This window comes from 'Nostoc azollae' 0708 (assembly GCF_000196515.1).
In the GTDB taxonomy this organism is placed as follows: domain Bacteria; phylum Cyanobacteriota; class Cyanobacteriia; order Cyanobacteriales; family Nostocaceae; genus Trichormus_B; species Trichormus_B azollae.
This window is the reverse complement of the sequence record NC_014248.1, coordinates 3,999,145-4,016,875: the sequence shown is the minus strand read 5'-3', so window position 1 is coordinate 4,016,875 and position 17,731 is coordinate 3,999,145. Positions and strand designations below refer to the sequence as shown.

The following is a 17,731-nucleotide window of genomic DNA, read 5'->3' as shown; positions in this document are numbered from 1 at the left end:
AATTCCCTAAACGTAAGTTCTTTTGAGTGTTTCTTCAATTGAGCCTAAATTTTGGAAGGTTTCAATTAGTTGATGTGATTTGGTTTTTCTATTTGCCAAAATAACTTTTAATGGTGTTAAAAATTCAATGTCTGGATGATTTCCTAGAGCATCTTCAGCAGTTTGTAAGATTTTAGTTGCATTCAGTAAAATTTCTTCATTATCAAATCCTAATTTGGCAGAAATTTGGTGTAAATTACCATCAGGTATGGTAGCTCGACCATGTAAGGTTTTATCTAATGCTAAACCTTTTAATAATGCTAATAACCCTGCATAAATAGAAAAATCATCACAGCTATCACAGGCTTTAAATTCGATGCGTCCTATTTCTGCTGGAATGCGGGCAATTTTTGTTAATGAAGGGACACTTTTAATTAATTGTTCTGGTTTTTCCACAAATACAAGTGTTGCTGATCTTTTACCAGTTCTGATAAATGTCCTGACTGATAAACCTTCCCATAAACTCCGATCATAAAAGGGAGAACTATAACTGAAAGGAACAATATAAGGACTGTAATAAGTTAATTTTTGACCAATATCAATGACACTTTCAATAGGTAAATCTGCTACAGAAATATTTAAATCTGGTCCATAAGAAACCATATAAATGTAAGCAGTTTGTTCATCAGGATAGGCTTGTAACTGCCGGATTTCAAAATCATTTAATGGTGGTTGGGGTTCGAAAATACTAGTATAGGGGTTGAAACTGAGTAAAACAGGTGAAAATCCAAAACTTCCCGCTACCTCACGCAGTAAAGAAAAACTTGTAGTTAATTCATCAATTGCACCTTGAATAGTCGAGTGGATAGTGGTTCTGATTTCGATGCCTTTAGCTAGACAGTCAATTACTTTTTCTGAATCAGCAAATCTTTCAAACCCCTCAATATACCAACGCTTTTTCTTAATACCAGCATCACCGACCCTTAATTGTGGGTAGTCATTAGGGTATAGAGGTAAATTCTCAACAATTTGATGAAAATCAGCAAATTTTGTGCATGAGAAATCCGCTAACTTTCCTTCATGGTTAAGGAATGCGACTTCATGTTCAATTCCGAAAAAAAACATATCGTCAATAGAAAGAATTCTCAATAATTATGGACAAAGGGATTGTAACGCAAAACTGACGATTAAGGTAGTTTAGTATTGATTTGGAAAAAAGTGAGGCGTGAGTTTTTATGACAAGTGCTGTTCAAAACCCTTACAGTAGCGAACAAATTGCGGTTTGGTTACGTGGGCTACTAACTATTGCTTAGGCTGATGGTAATTTTGATGCCCAAGAACAGGATATAATTACCAATATTACCAAGGATGAGTTAGCGCGTTATATTGACTGGGATTCTCTGGAAATTATTACACTAGAGGAATTAGTGGCTGTGTTGGGTCAAGGTACAGCAATAGGGGAAAATTTTTTGCGGACTGCGGTGATGGTAGCGCTCGCAGATGGAGTATATTCTCTCAGCGAAGAGGAAATTTTACAACAGTTTTGTCTAGTTCTGGAACTAGACACAAAAGCCTTAACAGCACTACGTCATACCCTAGAAGATACAGAACAAGGACAAGATCGTACTATAGATCCATCAGATATACTTCATCAGATGCGAGACTGGTTGGACGGTTTAGAAATTCATGATCCCCGAGTAGCCAAGTTTTTGTGTAAAATGATTCCTTCTCAATGTCCCTTTGAACGGGATGTAACCTTCTTTGGACGGAAAATAGTTCATATTTATTCTGCCCATGTGTAAAATTAATCCCTTGTATGAATAATTAGTAGGTTTACGGTTTCGCGCCCTTTCCTACCTTACAGATGAATGTGGTGAAGATGTTTCACATTATATTTAAGTTATTTGTTAGTAGTTAATTGTTACGGTAATTGACAACTGACAACTGACAACTGACAACTGACAACTGACAACTGACAACTGACAACTGACTAAATTATGCAATTTATTGACCAAGCATTAATTGAAGTTGAATCTGGTAAAGGTGGCGATGGTATTGTTGCCTTTCGGCGGGAAAAATATATTCCTACGGGTGGACCCTCTGGCGGTAATGGTGGACGGGGTGGTTCGGTAATTTTTAAAGCAGTGGAAAATCTGCAAACTTTGCTGGATTTTAGATACAAGCATATGTTCAAAGCCGACAACGGGGGTCGTGGTGGACCGAATAATTGCACAGGTGCATCAGGAAAGGATTTAATTATCGAAGTTCCCTGTGGTACTGTGATTTATGACGAGGAAACCAATGCAATTTTAGGTGATTTAATTCAACCTGAACAAACTTGTCTCATTGCTGAAGGTGGTAAAGGTGGTTTAGGAAATCAACATTTCTTGAGTAACCGCAACCGTGCGCCAGAATATGCACTTCCTGGTCTGGAAGGAGAAAGGAAAATGTTACGTTTAGAATTGAAATTGTTAGCAGAAGTGGGAATTATTGGTTTACCAAATGCTGGTAAATCCACTTTAATTTCATCTTTATCTGCTGCAACTCCTAAAATTGCGGATTATCCGTTTACGACTCTCATTCCTAACTTGGGTGTAGTGAGAAAACCCACAGGTGATGGTACAGTTTTTGCAGATATTCCAGGATTAATTGAAGGTGCTTCTCACGGTGCCGGTTTAGGACATGATTTCCTGCGCCATATTGAACGCACCAGGGTTTTATTACATTTAATTGATGCCACAAGTGAAGATGTCATTGGTGATTACCATACTATCCAAAAAGAACTAAAAGCATATCGTCGGGGTTTAGAAAAACGTCCACAAATTTTAGCATTGAATAAAATTGATGCTGTTGATACGGAAACTGTTGATTTAGAGGAGTTAGCTAGGCAATTCAATCAACTTTCTTATGCACCTGTTTTCATAATTTCCGCTGTTACTCGCACTGGCTTAGAGCCTATGTTACAGGAAATTTGGCGGGTGATTGATGAAATTAATGCTGTGGAAGCAAGCAGCCCAGTTGCAAGAAATGGGAATTCAGTAGTAGGCTGATGGGACTCTGTGCCATCTTCTGGAAGAAAGAATAATACCAATTCAAAATTCAAAACTCAAAATTCAAAAAGATTTAACTCATTGAAAATTGGTATTAAGTTCATGGAGTTTTAAGTTAATGATTTTCTATACCAATTTCAAAAAGAATGCGACAGATACACATTTGCGAACCCTTGTTATGTCTAGTTTTGTTAAGTTTGAATTTTGAATTGGGGTTAATTGGTTGGAATTGCTAAACTTTCAAATCAGGAAACACAAGCAATGAATTAGATTGGTAAGAATTTCTTCGCTTGTCAAGACATTTTATGAAATAATTAAGCCAGGTATATAAAGAGGATTTCTTATGAGTGTATCCTATACAGTCCAACAGTTAAAAGCAGAATGGACCGGATCGGATCACACCGGAAAGTTTTCAGCGTTACGGACAGGTGATATTTCCTAGTGGAGACGCTCAGGTTTTTAATGGGGAAGATGCACAATTAAATGTACAAAATGGTATTCCTCGTTTTTATATTATGCAATTGCATAATAAAGGACAAAGGTTTCACAAAATTACTCGTCATGAAAGATGTACTCAATGTTTGGGTTCTTTGGAAGGTAAGGATTGGTTAATGGTAGTTTGTCCACCTTATAATGATATTGATAACCCGGTGTTAGAAGAACTTGCTACTTTCCCCATTCCAGGGAATTGTTTTATTAAATTAGAGGTGGTAACTTGGCACGCCGGTCCATATTGTAACCATGAGTTTGTGGATTTTTATAATTTGGAATTAAGTGATACGAATGTACTCGATTATTTTACTCATGATTTTATTACCAGTCATCAGTTAGTGTTTGAAATGTTGTAAAGGAAACTGTATTTCAAAAATACAGAGTAAGAATTCAGGAGTCAGGAGTCACTTGGTGTTAGCCTGAAAAAGATGACTGCTGTTTGCGTAGCGTGCCGTTAGGCATTAGCCGAATGCTTTGAATTCAGATTCAAGAAGTAATACTTTTGCTCAGCAGTTTGGTGATACTAAATATCTTGATCAAATGCAATTTAGGTTATTAGGTAAACTCTAGTTTTCTGAAACCTCCAACATCTTTAATAATTGTGTTTCAGTTAACTGAGTAATTCCCAAAGATTGCGCTTTTTTTACCTTAAAACCTGCGTCTGCACCTACAACTAAAAAATCAGTTTTCCTGCTTACGGAATCAGTTACTTTCCCGCCAGCTTTTTGAATTAGTACTTTTGCTTCGTCACGTTTTAAGGTGGGTAATGTACCTGTGACTACGAAAATTTTACCAGCCAAGTTAGGATTAATTTCACCTACTGGCTTTGTTTCTGCGGTGTTGGCTAATTGTAATCCGATGTCTTGGAGACGAGAAATTAAAGTTTGATTGGCAGGGGTACGAAACCACTGATAAACTGATTGAGCAATTTCTGCACCTATACCGTAAACACCTTCAATATCTGATTGTTTTGCAGCTGCTAACTGTTCCACTGTGGTAAATTTCTCAGTCAATAGTTGAGCGTTAACGCTGCCAACATGACGAATCCCTAAACCGTATAATACTCTAGACCAAGGTTGATTTTTTGATTGGGCGATCGCATTCACTAATTTTTGTGCAGATTTTTGACCCATCCGTTCTAATGCACATAACTCTTCTTTTATCAATTTGTATAAATCGGACACAGAAAGCACTAACTCTTTATCTACCAGTTGATGTACCAGTTTTTCACCCATACCTTTAATATCCAAGGCATCCCGACTTACCCAATGTTCGATCTCTCCTTTGAGAATAGCCGCACAGGAAGCACTTACACATCTTGTCACCGCTTCCCCTGATTCTCTCACCACCGGTTGACCACATATGGGACAATGACTAGGCATAATGAATGGTGCAGTGTCAGACGGACGGAGTTCTTTAATTACCCGTACGACTTCTGGGATGATGTCCCCAGCTTTGCGGACAATGACTGTATCACCAATGCGGATATCTAATTGCTGAATCCGATCGCTATTATGTAAGGTAGCTCTAGACACAGTAGTACCTGCTAATTGTACGGGACGCATTTCTGCCAAAGGAGTTAAAGCCCCCGTTCTACCCACATTAATAGTAATATTGTTTACACGGGTAGGTGCTTGCTCTGCTGCGTATTTAAGAGCGATTGCCCAACGAGGGAACTTCTGTGTAAACCCTAGTTGTTCTTGCAGCTTAAAAGTGTTCAATTTTACTACCACCCCATCAGTCATATAGGGAGAATTCAGCCGTTCAGTATCCCAATATTCGTAATATTCAGCAACTTCCCTAATCGAATGGCACAGCCTATGGTTAGTATCAACACGAAAACCGAGCCTTTGTAACAACTCCAAAGCTTCCCATTGAGTATTCGCAATACTCGCATCATCCATCCCCGGAATATGCACAGTATAAGCAAAAAAATCCAACTGACGCTGCGCGACAATGCGGGAATCTAACTGCCTAAGTGTACCAGCCACAGCATTACGCGGGTTAGCAAATAACTGCTCACCTGCTTTTTGTCTTTTCTCATTAATTTGTTTAAACACCTCCAAAGGTAAAAATACTTCTCCCCGTACTTCCACCTTTTCGATATTTTCCAAACCGTCAAAATTCAAACGTAGTGGAATTGAGCGAATAGTCCGCACATTTTGGGTAATATCTTCACCCATCACCCCATCACCCCTGGTCGCACCCCTCACCAGAATACCATTTTGGTAAGTTAGCGCCAAAGCAGCACCATCAATTTTCAATTCTGCAACATAGTCAACTTCTACTGGATAATACTGAGCCATTAAGTGTCTTCGCCAACGTTGATCCCAACCTTGTAATTCCTCAACATTAAAAGCATTTTCCAAACTATACAGAGGTATGTTATGCCGTACTGAGGTGAAATGGGTTGCAGGTCGTTCACCCACGCGCTGAGTTGGACTATCAGGAGTGACTAAGTATGGGTATTGCGTTTCTAGTTCTTGTAATTCTCGATACAGTCTATCATAAACCATATCTTCCATAACTGGTGCATCAAGAACATAGTAAGCATAACTGGCTTGTTGTAATAACAGCCGCAATTCTCGTACAAGCTGGGCTTCAGAAGTCATTTGCATCATGAGTAAAGACGAAAACATATAATCAAACAAAATAATACAAGACTCAGAATACAATATACGTAAGAATTCAGGAGTGATCAGAATCTTTAAGAAATTGCTTAATTATCAAATAGGTATTTTTGGCGTTAGCCGGAAAAAGCTAACTGCTGATGTCTGTTCGCGTAGCGTGCCGTTAGGCATTAGCTGAATGCTTACCAATATACCTAAGAATCTAAAATACGGAATTAACGTTCCTTGAGTAAATAGTAGCTTAGTTTTTTTCCAGCATTCGTCCTCTCTATTGTTAATCTTACAAACCTAAGCTAACACCTGACTCCTCTAGGGATGGGTTTAGCAGATAAATTTTCTGTTCAAACAATCATTTATCAACAAAACCTCCCCTAGGGATTTATAAGTACAGCATCTTGATCCTCAATTATCCCAATTTTCCGCTTCATATAAAAATCTAGTTTTACCAATCAACTTGCGATTAGCTGACGTACTTTGCACAAATACCACGTATTTTTCTAGATTACTAGGTTTTATCCATATCGTGGCATCCATTGGTAGATCTAACATTTCCCTAGCTGAACTACCTTCAAATAAATCACCAGTCTCCCTATCCATTGAAATAATTTCTTTTTTGGCTTGGATAGTTTCTATTTTTGTGAATTCATAGAAACCCCTACCTAGTTTAAATATTAAGGCATTTTCCAAGATAAAAGCCTTAATACAAATATCTTGGTGAACATGTAAAACTTGAAAACTTCCCGGAGAAACTGCCGTTAAATCAGTGGATTCATAATAGGGAACTCCTTCTCGTTTCATCATTGTGTTAAATAAAATATTTAACCCACGACTAATCTGCCCTTGTTGAATTATTTCTTGTTCATAAGCCTGTAGTTGTTTATTTAATGATTGTTGATAACAAACAGCTAAAAATAAATCAGTAATATAAGAAAATTGATCAAGAGTGATATGAAAACCACCTGACTTTTCGGCTATTTCCTGATAAAAAGGTGTAGCAGGAGAGCGATTTAGTGCTTGAACTCCATAAAAAGTAATTTCAGCATCACCTAACTTATCTAATTCCTTACGCCAATTCAGCTTTTGGGGATTATGTGCTAGAGCATGAGGAATATCATCACCAATTAAAACTAATGATTTATTTGCAGATTTTGACCAAGATAAACATTGAGCTTCATGTAATACTAACTCATAATATTCTGGTGCGTCTCCCCCACCAGTCGGTTCAATATTTTGGAAAAAATCACAAACTTCATCAACATCACTAGAGATATTCAAGATTTTTGAAACATAGGTTGAACCTGCATCATAATAGTCACCATAAGCTATAATTCCTATCTTGATCAAAGGAAGTTCATCCATCAGTCTGGTAACAGTATTTTTGATTTTCTTCCACACCTAGGTTAAACAAGGATACATACTACCCGTTGTATCAAAGCTGAAAGCTACTTGTCTATATTATTATTTGTCATAACTGTAACGAAACTCTCACTTATCTATGGTATATTTTTATTTTAAATAGCTAAACCTTGTAAAAGATTTTACTTTAAAATGTTGTAGTATTTAATTTCTGCAAACATAGACTCTTACGTAATAAGACAGATACAATAGACTGTTGTGTTAGGTTATGACTAAAGAAATTACCAACCAAACTCCTATTATTATCGCTCATCGAGGTGCTAGTGGATACCATCCCGAATATACTTTAGCAGCATATCAATTAGCAATTGATGTAGGTCCTGACTATATTGAACTAGACTTAGTTATTACCTTACCAAATATAGAGTTTTAATTGCTCGTCATGAAAATGAAATCTCTGAAACTACAGATATTGCTAATCATCCTGAATTCGTTCATCTTAAAACCACAAAAATTATTGATGGTGAAGTTAAAACAGGCTGGTTTACAGAAGATTTTACCTTAGCAGAATTAAAAACCTTAACCGCGAAAGAACGCATTCCCCAAATACGTATACAAAATACAAAATACAATGGATTTTTTACAATTCCCACATTCGAAGGAATCATTAATTTAGCCACAAACACAAGTTAAAAAATTTGTCAAATGGTTGGAATTTATCCAGAGACAAAACATCAAACTTACTTTAAATCTATTGGCTTGCCATTAGAAGAAAATCGATTAATAACTTTGCAAAAAACTGATTTACCTATATCTATTCGATCATTCGAAGTTAGAAATCTGGAAGAATTAGCCAAGAAAACAGATTTACCTTTAGTGCAGTTAATTTATGATTCTGCTAAACCTTATGATTTTATTACCAGCGATAATTATCGCACATATCAAGATTTAATTAAGCCAGCAGGTTTAAAACAAATTTCTCAATATGCACAAGCAATAGGAGTGAAGAAAAATTTATTGATTCCCAGAGATAAAAATGGTAAATTAAAATTACCAACATCCTTAATTAGAGATGCTCATCAAGCCAGTTTACTAGTTCATGCTTGGACATTTCGTAATGAAAATTTATTACTCCCATTAAATTTTAAAAATAATCCCCAAGATGAATATAAAACCTTTTTCGACTTAGGTATAGATGGCGTATTTAGTGAGTTCACTGATACTGCTGTAACCAAGAGAAATTACTATTCACAATTTTAGAGTAAATTGACTGTCAACCATAAATGCCAACAGTCAATTCTGCACACTTTACCAAGTGCTACTACTGAAAGAGCCACTAGATTTTTAATCGGAATTTGCATTTTAGTACACTAAATCAATGTGTTTAGTATACTTGGCTACTTTTTTTGTAATTCAAAACCTATTCTAAATCTCTTGTCTATCTTTTAGATTATAAACATAGTCAGAAATAAAATGAATAACTTGCCATTAAATCGTTTAGGGGAAATTGCCAAACTCTTTCTTAAACTGGGTATTATCGGCTTTGGGGGACCAGTTGCCCATATTGCCATGATTGAAGATGAGGTTGTTAAGCGTCGTCAGTGGTTAACAAGAGAATATTTTTTGGATTTATTGGGTGCGACTAACTTAATTCCCGGACCCAATTCTACAGAAATGGCCATTCATATAGGATACATTTATGCAGGATGGTTAGGCTTAATTATTGCAGGTGTTTGTTTTATCTTACCTGCCGTTTTAATTACAGGTATATTTGCTTGGGTCTATGTTAATTATGGTACTTCACCCCAATTTGCACCTTTACTGTATGGGATAAAACCAGCCGTTCTAGCAATAATTATCAATGCCCTTTGGGGGTTATCTAAAAAAGCGGTAAAAACCCGACAATTACTAATAATTGCTATAGCAGTAGGCTTGATAACTTGGTTTGCTAAAGTCAATGAAGTTATAGCTTTATTACTAGGAGGAATAATAGGAATGGTTTGGTTACGAAATGGTCATCAAACTAACTTAGTTGTAGCTGGTCTAACTATTGGTGCAACTTGGCAAGGAACATCTGTAACAGGAGTATCTGTACCTTTGTGGAAATTAGGTTTATTCTTTCTCAAAGTTGGTAGTATCTTATTTGGTGGTGGATATTTACTAATAGCATTTCTGCAAGGAGGATTAGTACATCAATATGGCTGGTTAACCCAGCAACAACTATTAGATGCTGTTGCTATCGGTCAATTTACTCCTGGACCAGTGCTTTCTACTGCTACATTTATAGGTTATATAATTGCCGATATCCCTGGTGCAATTGTGGCAACCGTAGGAATTTTTCTACCTTCATTCTTATTTGTTCCTATTTTAAATCCTCTCATTCCTCGGTTACGTGCCTCATTTTGGACAAGGGCTTTTTTAGATGCTGTCAATGTCAGTGCTGTAGCGTTAATGGTAGTGACTACATTACAACTGGGAATAACGACTTTCACTTTCATAAAAACACCGTATGTAGATTTTTTTGGTTTAGCTATTTTCTTAATCTCTGTAATTTTAGCTATTCATTACCGTATCAATGCTGCTTGGTTAGTTTTGGGTGGTAGTTTAATTGGTTGGGGTGTTTCAATTTTAGGTTATGTCTAATACTAATAACTGATTTAAAAATATAGGACTCCTATTTTAATTTTGAAAGGTTTCCTCATCTAATGTGTGATGTAGGCGCTATGGCAAGTAGATACAGTGTAATTCAGTATGTTCCCAATCTGATCGCAGATGAAAGGATTAATATTGGTGTGATTGCTTTTAATAACAACGTTGTCAGAATACACTTTGTAAAAAATTCGCAGCGAGTGCGTCATTTTGGTATGGAAGAAATTGACTTCCTGAAAGATTTTGCTCATCGCATGGAAAACGGAGCTAAAGAAGGGCTTATTTTTGCTCCAGACAAACCTGATGAAGTACCAAAGTAAGAACGACTTTCAAAGATAGCAAAGGGATGGATAAATAGTATTCAATTCACAGAACCTCGCAGTTTACTTGATACTATGGATGCATTAGTAGAAGATATTGCTAATAAATATTTGAGTGAACTAGTATCTGAATCCACTCCTGGGTTTAAGATCCGTGACCGTCAAGCTGCTGCAAAAATTATCAAGTCTAAAACACGGGAAGTTTTAAAGCAGACATTTGGAGAACAAGCTCAAGACTTAATGAAAAGTGATTATGAAATTCCTAGTAAGCTAGAAAATAATAAATTCGATGTGGTTGTTACTAATGGTAGACCTTACTATGCAGCAGATGGTATATCTTTTGAAGTTGATGTACCCGATAGATTACAGGATGCACTTCTTTGGCGGATTTCAGATGTAAAGAGTAGCGAAACTAATCTTCCAATTGCAATTGTTGTACTGCCTCTAAAAGTAGAACAACATAACTATCAGCAGATTTAAAAATCTTATCAAAAAAATATCGCTACTTACCAGGAATTAGGAGCAGATATTCTTCAAGAAAATCAAGTATAACTTTGGGTTAATCAGGAAATTGTAGATGTAAATATCAAGCTACCAATTCATATTTAACACCTAATCAGGATGAAAGTCTTTAGAAATATACTGTGAATATAACAGGGAGAATAATATTATTTCTGCACACTGTTGCATATAAAAAATTCTTTATCCTCCAATTTCCTGTCTTTCTTGCAACTTCAATATTATTTCTGCGTGCATCTCACGGTTAATAGGATAGAAAAAAGTCGAAATCAAGCCAATTGCTAAACAAATTATCGGCATCACTCCAACGGCAATTCTAATAACTAATAATCCTGAATCTAGTTGTATAGGTAGGGTATTTCATCCAACTACAGCTTCCTTAAAACCAGATGCTTGTAAAGCATTACCTACTAAAAATAAGCCAAAAGATAAACCAAATTTTTGCAAGAGGACCATTAGACCATAAAAAACTCCTTCTCTTCTTTGTCCTGTTTGCAATTCATCTAATTCAATTACATCGGGAATCATTGATCAAGAAATTAAATAAGCTGTAGAAACTCCACAACCTGCCATTACAGCCATCAAATACATTAATCCAACTTGATTAGATTTTAGAAAAAATAGTCCAGCAGCGGCAATTATCCATAAACTCATTCCCAAAAAATAAACAAGTTTTTTACCAAATTTTTTACTTAGATTACTCCACACAAATAACATTAATAAGGCTGTTGTTTGAACTGCTATTAAGACTGTGGGAACTTCTGAGTTTTTCATCCCCATACAATAAATCACAAAATAGGGAATAATAGTACTAGCTGTAATTTGCACACCTAACCATGAGAAAAGATAGATAGCGATAACAAATAGAAAAGGTCGATTGCTGAAGGCAATTTTTATCTGTTCAAGGAAGGGAATTTCTGGAGGTTCTGCCAATTTAATGCCTTTCGCTTCAAAAGCCAGGATGCGAGCGCGTGTTCCATAAACGCACCAATATAAGGATAAAACCGAAATCACAGTACAAATTGCTGCTAATACTAGATACTGTTGTTAAGGATTAGTAATCTGAGAAAAAATCATTTGCGCTAAAATCAGCGATAAAATACTGCCACCAATGGAAAAAGTAAAGCAAAAGCTATTTAAACTAGTTCGTTCATCGTAATCTTGAGATAGTTCCGGTATCATTGCCGTATAAGGCAAATTGACCACTGTAAAAAACACTTGAGACATGACCCCAATAGCAACGTAATACCAAAACAATGGCCAAATGTTACTACTTTGCTGGGGGTTAAATTGTGGTCCAATCCATTGGAAGAAGAAGAAAATCCCAAAAGAAAGGAATAGCACCATATAACAACCAAGGTAAACGACGACCCCAGCGACGAGATTTAGTTTTGTCGGTCAATAATCCTACAAATGGATCATTAACAGCATCCCAAATTTTACCAATCATTAAAATACTGCCAGCTAAACCAGCAGCAATACCTGGTACATTGGTAAAGAAGACCAGCACAAAAAATATGGCAATATTAGAAGTAATAGCTGGACCTAAATCTCCAGCGCCATAAGCAAGTTTAGTTTTAAAATCTAACTTTTCACAGGCTAATTTTTCACTATTGGAATCGTTCATAATTACTTACACTCATATTAAAATAGTTGGTATTTGCTTTCAGTGCTAACTAAAAAATACTTCCCTGAGTTTTATGTCACACCTTCACGTTTCTTGGTCAGATTATCACCATAAAATTGAACAATTGGCTGTCAAGATTTATGAATCAGGTTGGGAGTTCAATCAAATTGTCTGTCTTGCTAGAGGGGGACTAAGAGTAGGAGATATTCTTTCCCGGATATATAATCAACCTCTGGCAATTTTAGCTACATCATCTTACAGTGGTGTGGGTAAACAAGAAAGGGGCAGTTTAGTAATTTCCACTCACTTAACGATGACTACCGACAAGTTAGGTTACCGGATTCTCCTGGTAGATGATTTAGTGGATTCTGGGATAACTCTACAGCAAACAGTTCCTTGGCTAAAAGAACATAGTGAGTTTCCCATTGAGGAAATCCGTACTGCTGTAATTTGGTATAAAGCCTGTTCAGTTATTACCCCAGATTACTATACTGAGTATCTAGCTAGTAACCCCTGGATTCATCAACCCTTTGAAAAGTTTGAACTTATGAATCCTGGTGATTTGGAGACAAGTATAAGTCAAAGGTGTTGAAAAATCGTTGATTGGGGATTGCGGATTGATAATTCTCTCCTATTCCTCTGTCACTTGCCACTTTGTGATAAAGCGCGCACCTAGTCCTTTAAGTGTCATATTTTGAGTGATCGCATGATCAGCTATAAACACATAAACCCAAGGCTTACCATTGTGTTTTAGCATATATTCAGAAGCATATTTACACCATTGAACCGCTACATCTTTCTTAGCAAGCACTTTTAGCAAGCACTTGAGGATGATCTATTTCATCTCGATTTTTACGTTCAAGCATATAGATAATTTCTTCTGTTTCTGCCACAAAATCCGGTTGATATTCTAAGTAATCTCCATCCCATTTGTAATAACTCTGAAATTGTCCCCTTGCTGGTTTAAACCATTTTATTGCATCTCGTTCCAAAATTATAGATAATACCCTCTCCGCTTCGGATTGGAATTTTTGTTCTGTATAAAGGCATTTAGAAAAACCTGTAAACAGATATTTAGACATATTACTTTTATCTTGAGGCGAGATTCTATAATCTAAAGAATCATTCGCATTTGTAGTATAAGCACTCTCTTTTAGGGTTGTAAAACCTTTGCTGATTTTGACTTCATACTCAACTTGATATTCCCAGAAATGTTTTTCCATCTGGTTATGGACAAAACTAGCAATCTCGCTTTAATAATAAGTAGGTAGACACAAATAAACATAACTATGTAAGAAAATATAAATTACTTGAAACCCTTGCTATTGCTTGGTTCCCCTTTGCTGCATCCGCCATGACATAGTTATAAATTTTTCCGGACACCTACTTAATATAAAACTTTCTGTGTATCTTCTTCCGACAAGTATGTAAGAAAAGGGCGCAACGTGATTTTGTGAGGTGGGGTAAAAAGTAAGTGTGCGCTCGCTAAACCGAAAACAGGCATCGATAAAAATCATTTACCGTACGATTAAAATATCGTATACATATATATTAAGTAAATTACTTAAATAAATTTATCAGATGAGAGAAGTTGATACAGACTGGTATTGTGTTCGAAAACAAGGTAGGATTTCCAAAGAAAAAATAGGGAACGCCTACCGTTAATGACAAAGAATATATATTCCAGTCTTGATTTAAGCGAATGGTTGAAAGATTTTCAAGAGCCAGTTACAAAACTTTTAGAAAGTAATAACATTCCCCAATGGAATGGACAAACTTCTAAGGCGCATGAAGAAAATATTAGACCTCTTGCAGAATTAATTTTATGTTCAAATAGGCGGTTGTCTTTGTTTTAGCCAAAAGTTAGAGTTACAGGGTTATGTTTGAATTAACGAGCCCAAAGAACACCAAAAACACATAAAATCTAAAACTCTCTATCATACCACAGGAAAAATTTTGTAAGAGGTCTATTAGAGAAGCTGCCTTAATATGGATGAATTTATTGCTTCACCACTCGGAGAGCATTCTAAAACTCTGCTTGAACAAAGAAATTATCTGTTACATACCTATGGGGAAGAACGTCTGAATTATGCTAAAGTTTTAGCCCGTAAATTACCTATTGCTAGTGGAGCTATGGAAAGTTCAATCCGCCAAGTTGTCAATTTAAGAATGAAAGGAAACAGTAAATTTCGGTTAAAACAAAATGCGGCAATTATGTTACATCTTCCTTGTCAATGGATAGCTGGAAGTTGCCATAATAATTTCTGTAATTCCATTTTTACCTCTTTTATCCATCTTCAAACTGTCTAAGAGGCTGATAAAGTAAATGTAAAGGGGAGTAGAAAAGGAATGTTGGAAGGATAGGATACATAAAATGTAGTGTATTTACATAGCTACTGATGGAACGAAAGTCTTACCCCACAGACTTAACTGATATGGACTGGGAAATCCTGGCCCCATTGATTCCACCAGCCAAAGAAGGAGGGCATCCACCCACAACAGATATGGGTGAAATATGTAATGCCATCTATTTTCATTTGAAAACTGGATGTCAATGGAATATGCTTCCAGGTGACTTCCCGCCAAGGTCAACGGTATATAGCTATTACAGTAAATGGCAGGGCCAGGGGGTTTGGGAAAAATTCAACCATACATTGGGTGGTCAAGTTCGCTCGAAATTAGGTAAATCAACACAACCTACCGCGCTCGCCGCAGACAGTCAGTCGGTCAACACTGACCAAAAAAAGGGGATGTGTATGGTTTTGACGGATGTAAAAAGGTAAAAGGAAGACAGGGGCATACTTTAGTTGATAGCCTGGGACTTATGTTGAAACTTGTTGTTAGTCAAGCGAATGTGTCAGAACTAATACTTGCTGCCTATACACTAATGGAACTGCTAGAGAAACCCACAGAATTATTGGAAAAAGTCCAAGTTTTATGAGTTGATTCCGGTTATGACGGTGATAAATTTGCACTTGCAGTTTGGTTCCTGATTCAAGCTCATGTTGAAGTCATAGGACCTACTGAGCAAGAATTTAAAGTTTTACCACAACCCTGGGTAGTAGAAAGAACATTTGGGTGGTTTAACCAATATCATCGTCTAAGCAAGGATTATGAGCGCTTAACACAAATGAGCGAAGGGGCTATATATGCTCTTATGACTAGAATTATGCTACTTCCTCTTGTCTCCTCAACATTTACTTTATAAATCATCTCTAATATTTTAGACCTAGAACTCCTATTTACCAGAATTTTCTATGCTAATCAATACCTGCTTATTTTATTTAGGAATATCAATGGTTTGCTGAATTAATAAATTAGTTGTTTTAGCAACAATAGCTTCAATATTTGCTGGTGTAGTTACTCCTTCAATTTCGAGTTTTTATCGCTGATATTAATCAGTTGATTGATTATAGGTTATCCATGTCAAATAGTGATTGTTGTAAAGGGTGTTCTAGTGATTTTTGTAGTGATGTTTGCTGAGTTTTTGGAGGTGCTTTAGGCAGATTTTCTATATTGAGGCTGTAATCGTCGTGTCCCCATTCACAGCGTGAAAGTATTTGTTGAGGAATTTTCTGATTGTCACATTTGGAAATATATCGGCTTTCCTACGAAAGGCACTATATCAAACAAGTAAGGTACGCTTTTCTCCTACTTAATCAGCAAGTTTAGATAATTGTTCGTGACTGAGATTTTGGGTAGTGTCCCGAAGGGATACGCTCATAGGTGCATTTTCTTGTTTTGCTGTCAACCAACCATAAATCTTTTCAATATTCAAATCCTCCCATTCAAAGCGCGGATCAACTTTATTTACTTCATCTTTTAATTGATTGAGATCATTAACTAGATGAGAGCCCAGGCTTCCATCTAAATATAGATTACAGCCAAGTATTGTTACTTCATTTTTGTCTAAAGCATCCTCAACATCTTCTTACAAGCGAGAAAAACTGGCATTAAACTGTTGAAACTTTCTATCTACTATAGAAATCATATTTGATTTTTGAAAAGGACTAAGAGATAATACTGAGAAAGTTTTTTATCTAATAGCTAACAATCAGCAACCAGGAGCTACAATCTAAAATTGCAGAACTACAAGAATTTATAGATGAGCGTCCAGATGCAAGGGAAGTAAGAAAAGCATTGGCAGTGAAGCTGGTTTATCAAAGCTAGAAGTATGAGGAAATTCAAACAATTTTAGATGTTTCAGTTAGTTCAATAACAACATGGAAACAAGCCTATGAGAAAGATGGAATTTTAGGAATGCGCCTGAAACACAAAGGGAGAAAAAGCTACTTGAATACTCAACAAAGAGAAGAAGTACTGGCTTGGTTACAAACGAAGGAATGTTGGGAGCTTGGCGAACTTGAGTATAAATTGGCTTTTGAACATGATGTACTTTATGAATCAAAAGGTAGTTATTACGACTTGTTTGATGCGGCAGGAATTAGTTGGAAGAAAACATCTTCAGCAAATCCAAAAGCTAATGAAGAAGCAGTTGCCGCAAAAAAAAGAGATTTCATCATTTTTGGCGAGCCGCCGAGAAGATATAGAAGCTGCGCTATTGAGAGTTTTGCTATTAGATGAGTGTCATTTACTTTGGGGAGATAGCATTGGATATGTTTCGGGTAGAACTGACCAAGAAATAAGCATTCCAATTAGTATTAGTAACGAACGAGATAAATAAACTTATTATGGAGCAGTTGACTATTTAGGTAAAAATTTATTGTTGAGAAGCTATGATACAGCTAACTCAAAAAATACTATTGATTATCTCAGCTATTTACTAGAAGAGTCACCTAACCAACAATTACTTATTTTTTGGGATGGAGCTAGTTATCATCGTTCAAAAGAAATTCAAAATTTTTTAGCATCTATTAACCAAGGTTTACCTTTAGAGCAATGGAAAATTTATTGCGTCCGCTTTGCTCCTAACTGTCCCTCTCAAAACCCCATAGAAGATGTTTGGTTGCAAGGGAAAACTTGGCTGCGACGTTTTTGTGCTTTAATCCCAACATTTTCTCATCTTAAGTGGATCTTTGAGTGGTTCATTAAAAACACTACCTTTGATTTTCCGTCTCTCCAGATGTACGGAGCATTTTCATAAATCAA

Annotated in this window: 12 protein-coding genes and 7 pseudogenes; 12 read left to right on the top strand and 7 right to left on the bottom strand. The window is 36.2% G+C overall.

Annotated features, from left to right (window positions below):
• Positions 1–6: 6 nt before the first annotated feature.
• Positions 7–1,104, bottom strand: coding sequence for a hypothetical protein (locus AAZO_RS18765; protein ID WP_013192459.1), 1,098 nt, complete (start codon positions 1,102–1,104; stop codon positions 7–9).
• A 110-nt stretch (positions 1,105–1,214) separates the two neighbouring features.
• On the opposite strand from AAZO_RS18765, the pseudogene AAZO_RS35635 reads away from it, so the two are divergent.
• The 3 genes and pseudogenes from AAZO_RS35635 (at position 1,215) to AAZO_RS18750 (ending at position 3,877) form a co-directional block, all read left to right on the top strand.
• Positions 1,215–1,878 (top strand): annotated as a pseudogene (locus tag AAZO_RS35635) (Mo-dependent nitrogenase C-terminal domain-containing protein).
• Positions 1,879–1,976: 98 nt separating this feature from the next.
• On the top strand, positions 1,977–3,029 hold the full coding sequence (gene obgE, locus AAZO_RS18755; protein WP_013192458.1) for a GTPase ObgE: 1,053 nt from the start codon (positions 1,977–1,979) through the stop codon (positions 3,027–3,029).
• Between the two features lie 343 nt (positions 3,030–3,372).
• Positions 3,373–3,877: pseudogene (locus AAZO_RS18750) on the top strand (ureidoglycolate lyase).
• 210 nt (positions 3,878–4,087) lie between these two features.
• Here AAZO_RS18750 and ligA read toward each other — a convergent pair.
• Together ligA and AAZO_RS18740 are read right to left on the bottom strand one after the other, a co-directional pair.
• Positions 4,088–6,142 carry an NAD-dependent DNA ligase LigA gene (gene ligA, locus AAZO_RS18745; RefSeq protein ID WP_013192456.1) on the bottom strand — a complete coding sequence of 685 codons (2,055 nt, stop codon included), beginning with the start codon at positions 6,140–6,142 and terminating at the stop codon, positions 4,088–4,090.
• A 411-nt stretch (positions 6,143–6,553) separates the two neighbouring features.
• Positions 6,554–7,546, bottom strand: a complete 993-nt coding sequence (locus AAZO_RS18740; RefSeq protein WP_228371283.1) for a vWA domain-containing protein — start codon at positions 7,544–7,546, stop codon at positions 6,554–6,556.
• 229 nt (positions 7,547–7,775) lie between these two features.
• Here AAZO_RS18740 and AAZO_RS44010 point away from each other — a divergent pair.
• The 4 genes and pseudogenes from AAZO_RS44010 (at position 7,776) to AAZO_RS18720 (ending at position 10,956) form a co-directional block, all read left to right on the top strand.
• Positions 7,776–8,767 (top strand): annotated as a pseudogene (locus AAZO_RS44010) (glycerophosphodiester phosphodiesterase family protein).
• A 213-nt stretch (positions 8,768–8,980) separates the two neighbouring features.
• Positions 8,981–10,150 carry a chromate efflux transporter gene (gene chrA, locus AAZO_RS18730; RefSeq protein ID WP_013192454.1) on the top strand — a complete coding sequence of 390 codons (1,170 nt, stop codon included), beginning with the start codon at positions 8,981–8,983 and terminating at the stop codon, positions 10,148–10,150.
• A gap of 80 nt (positions 10,151–10,230) precedes the next feature.
• Positions 10,231–10,476: a DUF3037 domain-containing protein gene (locus AAZO_RS18725; protein ID WP_041643428.1), complete on the top strand. Its 246-nt coding sequence runs from the start codon at positions 10,231–10,233 to the stop codon at positions 10,474–10,476.
• Between the two features lie 75 nt (positions 10,477–10,551).
• Positions 10,552–10,956, top strand: coding sequence for a hypothetical protein (locus tag AAZO_RS18720; RefSeq protein WP_013192452.1), 405 nt, complete (start codon positions 10,552–10,554; stop codon positions 10,954–10,956).
• Positions 10,957–11,178: 222 nt separating this feature from the next.
• Here AAZO_RS18720 and AAZO_RS18715 read toward each other — a convergent pair.
• Positions 11,179–12,622: pseudogene (locus AAZO_RS18715) on the bottom strand (MFS transporter).
• Positions 12,623–12,695: 73 nt separating this feature from the next.
• Here AAZO_RS18715 and AAZO_RS18710 point away from each other — a divergent pair.
• On the top strand, positions 12,696–13,214 hold the full coding sequence (locus AAZO_RS18710) for a phosphoribosyltransferase (protein WP_013192451.1): 519 nt from the start codon (positions 12,696–12,698) through the stop codon (positions 13,212–13,214).
• Positions 13,215–13,253: 39 nt separating this feature from the next.
• On the opposite strand, the gene AAZO_RS18705 is transcribed toward AAZO_RS18710, so the two are convergent.
• Both AAZO_RS18705 and AAZO_RS18700 read right to left on the bottom strand, forming a co-directional pair.
• Positions 13,254–13,433: a hypothetical protein gene (locus AAZO_RS18705; RefSeq protein ID WP_041641420.1), complete on the bottom strand. Its 180-nt coding sequence runs from the start codon at positions 13,431–13,433 to the stop codon at positions 13,254–13,256.
• A complete protein-coding gene (locus AAZO_RS18700) occupies positions 13,423–13,845 on the bottom strand; it encodes a hypothetical protein (RefSeq protein WP_041641418.1) in 423 nt (140 codons plus the stop codon). The genes AAZO_RS18705 and AAZO_RS18700 overlap by 11 nt, the downstream gene beginning before the upstream one ends.
• A gap of 441 nt (positions 13,846–14,286) precedes the next feature.
• Between AAZO_RS18700 and AAZO_RS18695 the strand changes: the two genes are divergently transcribed.
• The 3 genes and pseudogenes from AAZO_RS18695 to AAZO_RS31290 all read left to right on the top strand — a co-directional run bounded on the left by AAZO_RS18695 (position 14,287) and on the right by AAZO_RS31290 (position 15,830).
• Positions 14,287–14,478 (top strand): hypothetical protein, encoded by a 192-nt coding sequence (locus tag AAZO_RS18695; RefSeq protein ID WP_013192450.1) that lies wholly within the window; start codon positions 14,287–14,289, stop codon positions 14,476–14,478.
• A gap of 133 nt (positions 14,479–14,611) precedes the next feature.
• Positions 14,612–14,932: pseudogene (locus AAZO_RS18690) on the top strand (ISLre2-like element ISCst1 family transposase); the annotation flags it as partial.
• Positions 14,933–15,021: 89 nt separating this feature from the next.
• Positions 15,022–15,830 (top strand): annotated as a pseudogene (locus AAZO_RS31290) (IS5 family transposase).
• 447 nt (positions 15,831–16,277) lie between these two features.
• On the opposite strand, the gene AAZO_RS41625 reads toward AAZO_RS31290, so the two are convergent.
• Positions 16,278–16,400, bottom strand: a complete 123-nt coding sequence (locus tag AAZO_RS41625; RefSeq protein ID WP_266886109.1) for a hypothetical protein — start codon at positions 16,398–16,400, stop codon at positions 16,278–16,280.
• 302 nt (positions 16,401–16,702) lie between these two features.
• Between AAZO_RS41625 and AAZO_RS32910 the strand changes: the two are divergent.
• Positions 16,703–17,726 (top strand): annotated as a pseudogene (locus AAZO_RS32910) (IS630 family transposase).
• The last annotated feature ends 5 nt before the right edge of the window (positions 17,727–17,731 follow it).

Excerpts from the sequence above, each read along its gene's own strand:
- AAZO_RS18765 (WP_013192459.1), bottom strand. The coding sequence starts at position 1,104 with ATGTTTTTTTTCGGAATTGAACATGAAGTCGCATTCCTTAACCATGAA.
- obgE (WP_013192458.1), top strand. The coding sequence starts at position 1,977 with ATGCAATTTATTGACCAAGCATTAATTGAAGTTGAATCTGGTAAAGGT.
- ligA (WP_013192456.1), bottom strand. The coding sequence starts at position 6,142 with ATGATGCAAATGACTTCTGAAGCCCAGCTTGTACGAGAATTGCGGCTG.
- chrA (WP_013192454.1), top strand. The coding sequence starts at position 8,981 with ATGAATAACTTGCCATTAAATCGTTTAGGGGAAATTGCCAAACTCTTT.
- AAZO_RS18725 (WP_041643428.1), top strand. The coding sequence starts at position 10,231 with ATGGCAAGTAGATACAGTGTAATTCAGTATGTTCCCAATCTGATCGCA.
- AAZO_RS18720 (WP_013192452.1), top strand. The coding sequence starts at position 10,552 with ATGGATGCATTAGTAGAAGATATTGCTAATAAATATTTGAGTGAACTA.
- AAZO_RS18710 (WP_013192451.1), top strand. The coding sequence starts at position 12,696 with ATGTCACACCTTCACGTTTCTTGGTCAGATTATCACCATAAAATTGAA.
- AAZO_RS18700 (WP_041641418.1), bottom strand. The coding sequence starts at position 13,845 with ATGGAAAAACATTTCTGGGAATATCAAGTTGAGTATGAAGTCAAAATC.
- AAZO_RS18695 (WP_013192450.1), top strand. The coding sequence starts at position 14,287 with ATGACAAAGAATATATATTCCAGTCTTGATTTAAGCGAATGGTTGAAA.